This is a genomic window from Zhenhengia yiwuensis, from assembly GCF_014384995.1.
Classification (GTDB): Bacteria; Bacillota; Clostridia; order Lachnospirales; family Cellulosilyticaceae; genus Zhenhengia; species Zhenhengia yiwuensis.
Genome location: NZ_JACRSY010000071.1, coordinates 1 through 5,748, shown reverse-complemented (window position 1 = coordinate 5,748; position 5,748 = coordinate 1). Strand labels below are relative to the sequence as shown.

The following is a 5,748-nucleotide window of genomic DNA, read 5'->3' as shown; positions in this document are numbered from 1 at the left end:
GACTAGAAGGTAGATAGGTTGGAGGTGTAAGCATGGTAACATGTGTAGCTGACCAATACTAACGGTTCGAGGGTTTGACCTAAAAAACAAGGTTAACTTGTTGCAGTATTTGTTTTTGAGAGTATAAGAAAGACGAATTAAATACTCAAATATTTTTGGTGACGATGCGCTTTAGGGAAACACCCGTTCCCATACCGAACACGTAGGTTAAGACTAAAGCGGCCGATGGTACTTGGCTGGAGACGGCCTGGGAGAGTAGGTGGTTGCCAAATTTTTAATATCGCGGAGTGGAGCAGTTGGTAGCTCGTCGGGCTCATAACCCGAAGGTCATAGGTTCAAGTCCTGTCTCCGCAATGGATAAAAGTCCCAGAAGCTTTTGATTGCAAAAGTTGCTGGGGCTTTTTTGTTTTATTATTTTATAATGGTTATTAAAATAATAAGAGCATATCATACCAACATGCACTACTACTAAAAAGGTGAGGTTATTTCAAAGTTAGAAATAACCTCACCTTTTTAATCTTCTTTAGCCCATTCTCTAGTGCATTTGATAGCTTTATGCCACCCTTTAAGTAGAAATTCACGTTTGGAAGATTCCATTTTTGGAGTAAAACTCTTTGAAAGGGCCCAGTTGGTGCTAATGTCTTCTTGATCTTTCCAATAACCTACAGCAAGACCTGCTAAATAGGCTGCACCTAGGGCAGTAGTTTCAATAACTTCTGGTCTATCTACCTTTGCACCAAGTATATCTGACTGGAATTGCATAAGGAAGTTATTAGCACATGCACCACCGTCTACTTTAAGTGCTTTAAGGGAGATACCAGAGTCCTCTTGCATAGCCATAAGTACGTCATAAGTCTGATAAGCTAATGATTCTAAAGTGGCTCTAATAAAATGTTCTTTCTTAACACCACGTGTAAGGCCTAATATAGTACCTCTTGCATACTGGTCCCAATAAGGTGCCCCAAGCCCTGTAAAGGCAGGAACGATATAAACACCATTGGAATCTGGGACAGAATTGGCATAAGTCTCAGTATGTGCAGCATGGTCTATCATACGAAGCTCATCACGTAACCATTGAATAGCAGCACCTGCAATAAATACACTACCTTCTAAAGCATATTCAACTTTATTATCTATACCCCAGGCGATGGTAGTGAGTAGACCTTTATGAGAGAGGATAGCTTTTTCACCTGTATTCATAAGAAGAAAGCATCCTGTGCCATAAGTGTTTTTAGCTGTGCCAGGCGTATGGCAAATCTGACCGAACAAGGCAGCTTGTTGATCCCCAGCGGCACCACTAATAGGAATTTCTCCGCCTAGCAGAGTAGGATTGGTATGTCCATATACACAGCTTGATGGTTTAACTTGAGGGAGCATACTAGTTGGAATATCTAATCTAGTGAGTATTTCCTCATCCCATTTAAGGGTATGGATATTAAAGAGCATTGTCCTAGAGGCATTAGAATAATCTGTTACGTGTACTTTACCTTTTGTAAGATTCCAGATAAGCCAGGTATCTATTGTACCAAAGAGGAGCTGGCCTTTTAATGCTTTTTCTCTAGCGCCTTCCACATGATCTAAAATCCATTTAATTTTAGTTGCTGAAAAATAAGCATCTATAATAAGCCCAGTTTTTTCTTTAATAATCTGATCAAAGCCTTCTTCTTTTAAGACATCACATATATCAGAGGTTCTACGACATTGCCATACAATAGCATTATAAATAGGTTTACCTGTTGTTTTATCCCATATTACTGCTGTTTCGCGCTGATTGGTAATACCTATAGCGGCGATATCACTAGCAGTAGCATTAATTTTTTGCATAGCTTCAGTAGCAACACTTATTTGGGTAAACCAAATTTCCATAGGGTCATGTTCTACCCATCCAGCTTTAGGATAAATTTGTGTAAATTCTTTTTGGGCTACACTTTCGATTAGACCATTTTTATTAAATAAAATACACCTAGAGCTTGTAGTACCTTGGTCTAATGACATAATGTATTTTGACATAAATAAAATACCCCCTCATTCATCTATAACGTTATTCTAGCATACTACCATGTAAAGATTTAGGGTGTTTTTAAAATACTTTGAGTTGCAATAAGGCTAATGCCTGTATGAGCTAAGTCTTTGCAGATAATATCCCCCAAATTAATAGGTGCTCGCACCTTTAGTTTTTTAATAGCCTCCATACAAGGCATAATCATTTCTTTAGGGATAGGCTTTGCAGTCTTAACAGCTACCCTAGGGAGAATCCCATTTATAACAAGTATGGTAGAAGTTAAAAGGCGTGTTGGATGAATGCATTCTTCTTTTGCATACTCTAGGCCAATTTTGCAGGAGTTACCTGTAACAGTTATGACCTGATTATTTTCTAAAGTAGCTGTAAGTAGGCAGCCTAAAGGGCAACAGGTACAAGTAAGTTCAACTTTATGCATCTTCTAACTCCTTTCTATTTTGAGGGTGATGAACTTAAGGTTAGGATGGGCTGTAAATAAATCTGGTGTAAGGATAAAGTTTTCCATTTCACCAGGAGTAAAAATACGTTTTTTCTTTCTCAGAACTAGTGTGCCATCAAAATAGACACGCTTATAAGCATTTTTATAAACTTTATTCACTCTAAATCTTAAAGTAATAGGTTCTATAGGAGCTGGTTGAATGAACTGAGGAATACAGTAATGTATACCTTCTTCAGTGAATACAGAAATAGGGTTGTTTACATCTGGAGTATCTTCAAGAATATAGTCAGCAGCCTTCTCGCCTGCAAGAGAGCTTTCTTCAGAAACATAGTCTACAAGATCATGAACATGAAGTACATTACCACAGGCAAAGATGCCGGGCGTACTTGTTTCAAGTGTATCTGTAACAACAGGACCACCTGTAATAGGGGAGAGATTAACCTTGGCCAGACGAGAAAGTTCGTTCTCAGGGAGGAGTCCTACAGAAAGAAGTAGTAAATCATAAGGGATAAAAGTTGCTGTAGAACGGATAGGTTGTCTATTAGCATCAACTTCAGCAACAGTAACACCTTCTATTTGATCATGACCATGAATTTCAATAACTGTATGATTAAGCTTAAGAGGAATTTGATAATCATCTAGGCACTGAACAATATTACGTTTAAGTCCACTAGAGAAAGGCATAATTTCTATAACAGCTTGAACATGGGCACCTTCTAAAGTCATACGCCTTGCCATAATAAGTCCAATATCTCCTGAACCAAGTATAACGACTTCCTTACCAGGGATAATTCCCTTCATATTGACCAACTTTTGTGCCGTGCCAGCAGTTAGAATACCTTTGCACCTAGAACCTGGGATAGTAAGAGCACCTCTAGGTCTTTCTCTACATCCCATAGCGAGAATAATAGCTTTTGCTTTAAGCGTAAGAAGACCATAAGAAGGACTTAATGCTGGAAGCTCCTTATTAGGAGTAATAGAAGTAACAGTTGTACTGAGTAGATAAGGAATATGAGCCTTTTGAACACTACGGATAAAGCGCTCTGCATATTCAGGACCTGTAAGTTCCTCTTTGAAGGTATGAAGGCCGAAGCCATTATGAATACACTGATTTAAAATCCCCCCTAGATAAGGTTCTCTTTCTATAATAAGTAAACGACTTATCCCTTTCTTATGAGCAGCAAGAGCAGCACTTAATCCAGCAGGACCGCCTCCGATAATAATAAGGTCATATTCTTTTTCTATAGGAAGAGTAGGAGTAGAATAGGTTGTATCCGGAATACCAGAAAGAAGTTCAGAATTTCTAATAAAGCAAAAGCCGGATTGGCATCTACCAGCACCAGCACGTGTGCGCCTTTTAATACCATTTAAATCTACGGCACCTAATGGTCTATGAATAGCCTCTAAAATTTCAGCTTCTGTAATTTGTTCACACCGGCATACAATTTTGCCATAGAGAGGATTTTCTTTAATAAGTTCTTTTTGCTTATGTAGTGGAAGGCTATTAAAACGTACAATACCTTTCCTGGTAGGAGTGAAGTCTGGATTAGGAGCAGGCTTAAGTTTTGCACAAATAGCTTGAGCTAATTCTTTACCTATAAGAGGAGCGCAGCTAAGACCAGGCGATTCAATCCCAAGTGCATTAAAGAAGTTAGGGACATCAGGTGCTTCACCAAGGATGAAATCATCTTGATCATTATGAGCTCTAAGTCCGCTAAAAGAAGTAATTATATACCCCATAGGGATAGAAGTAGTAGTACGTAAAGCACCAGCAAGCACTTGGTCTAGACCAGAACGTGTTGTGTTAACATTGTCTTTATCTGTACAGGGTATGGCAGTAGGGCCGATTAACAAATTACCATCGATGGTAGGGGTAACAAGAATCCCCTTCCCCTTAGAAGTAGGTAGTTGGAACAAGGTACGAACAAAAAGGTTACCTACATATTTATCAAATAAGTCATATTCACCTTTAATAGGGGTAATAGTAAAGGTATGTTTGCTCACACTGTTATTGATCACATCACTAAATACACCAGCAGCATTAACTACAGCACGTGCCTTAAAAGACTCGGAAGGTGTAGAAAGGATGAAAGTATTCTCCTCTTTAACAATAGAGGTAACAGGGGTATTGAATTTAAAGTGTACACCATTAGCATGGGCATTTTCTGCAAGAGCAAGTGTGAGTGTGAAAGGGCAGACAATACCACTTGTAGGCGCATAGAGTGCATTGACTATTTGGGTATTTTCTGCAAGGTGAGATTCTAGACTGATTACTTCAGAACGCGTAAGAATTTGAAGGTCAGGGACACCATTTTGTTTGCCACGTTCTTTAAGGTCTATAAGTTTAGGATAATCCTCCTTATTAAGATTAAGGACAAGGGCTCCATTTCGCTTAAAGGGAATGTCTAGCTGAGCAGCTAGTTCATCAAACAAAAGGTTGCTTCTTGCATTAAGTCTAGCTTTATGAGTATGAGGTAGAGGATCAAAACCAGCATGGACAATAGCACTATTTGCTTTACTTGTCCCACAGCATACATCATTCTCTTTTTCTAAAACGAGTGTATGAAGTTTATATCTAGAAAGTTCTCGTGCAATAGAGCAGCCGATTACACCCGCCCCTATAATGATGACATCATACATATTACATTCACCTCCAAAGGGGATTTATTAATAAAAATAAGGAACTCCTTTATGTTAATAGTAGGACTTCCTTTTTCTTAGAGTTAACTATTTACTTCCTATAAAATATATGAGAGGAAGAGAGCAAATATGAGATATAAGAGGGAAAAGTTATACACAACTGTGTATAATTTTGGGGATAAAATGTGTGTAATAAGTGGATAATAAACTTAATATGGGGATAACATAAAAAAGTAATAAAAAGCAAAAAAAAGTTAAGAAATAGTGTTGACTTATGCAAGGTTATAGTGCATAATAAATCAAGTCAGCAGGGCACAGCGCCACTGACACACAGGGCTAAGGCCTTGATAAATAAGAAGAAATGAACTTTAAAAATAAAATAGTAACCATTAAACCAGTCGATTCATAAAGTCACATGAAGTGACAAGTCAGTACTACTTAACAGTACAAAATGTCAAGAGACAAACTTTTTTATTGAGAGTTTGATCCTGGCTCAGGATGAACGCTGGCGGCGTGCTTAACACATGCAAGTCGAACGGACGGATTGGAGCTTGCTCCATGAAGTTAGTGGCGGACGGGTGAGTAACGCGTGGGTAACCTGCCCTATGCAGGGGGATAACGTTTGGAAACGAACGCTAATACCGCATAA

At 38.6% G+C, this 5,748-nt stretch carries 3 protein-coding genes, 1 tRNA gene and 3 rRNA genes; 4 read left to right on the top strand and 3 right to left on the bottom strand.

Features of this window, described 5'->3' with window-relative positions:
- The 3 genes from H8718_RS19555 to H8718_RS19545 all read left to right on the top strand — a co-directional run.
- Positions 1 to 82 (top strand): 23S ribosomal RNA (locus H8718_RS19555); the annotation flags it as partial.
- Between the two features lie 72 nt (positions 83 to 154).
- Positions 155 to 272, top strand: a 5S ribosomal RNA gene (gene rrf / locus H8718_RS19550).
- Between the two features lie 9 nt (positions 273 to 281).
- Positions 282 to 354 (top strand) — tRNA-Met (locus H8718_RS19545).
- 159 nt (positions 355 to 513) lie between these two features.
- Here the strand turns inward: H8718_RS19545 and glpK are convergent.
- The 3 genes from glpK to H8718_RS20865 are packed head-to-tail and all read right to left on the bottom strand — an operon-like array spanning position 514 to position 5,099.
- Positions 514 to 2,010: a glycerol kinase GlpK gene (gene glpK / locus H8718_RS19540; RefSeq protein WP_249334709.1), complete on the bottom strand. Its 1,497-nt coding sequence runs from the start codon at positions 2,008 to 2,010 to the stop codon at positions 514 to 516.
- Positions 2,011 to 2,069: 59 nt separating this feature from the next.
- Positions 2,070 to 2,438 (bottom strand): DUF1667 domain-containing protein, encoded by a 369-nt coding sequence (locus H8718_RS19535; protein WP_249334708.1) that lies wholly within the window; start codon positions 2,436 to 2,438, stop codon positions 2,070 to 2,072.
- A gap of 3 nt (positions 2,439 to 2,441) precedes the next feature.
- A complete protein-coding gene (locus H8718_RS20865; RefSeq protein WP_330597787.1) occupies positions 2,442 to 5,099 on the bottom strand; it encodes an FAD-dependent oxidoreductase in 2,658 nt (885 codons plus the stop codon).
- Positions 5,100 to 5,569: 470 nt separating this feature from the next.
- Here H8718_RS20865 and H8718_RS19520 point away from each other — a divergent pair.
- Positions 5,570 to 5,748: ribosomal RNA gene (locus H8718_RS19520) — 16S ribosomal RNA — on the top strand; the annotation flags it as partial.

Coding starts and splice junctions, on each gene's coding strand:
- H8718_RS19535 (WP_249334708.1), bottom strand. CDS start 2,438: ATGCATAAAGTTGAACTTACTTGTACCTGTTGCCCTTTAGGCTGCCTA.
- H8718_RS20865 (WP_330597787.1), bottom strand. CDS start 5,099: ATGTATGATGTCATCATTATAGGGGCGGGTGTAATCGGCTGCTCTATT.
- glpK (WP_249334709.1), bottom strand. CDS start 2,010: ATGTCAAAATACATTATGTCATTAGACCAAGGTACTACAAGCTCTAGG.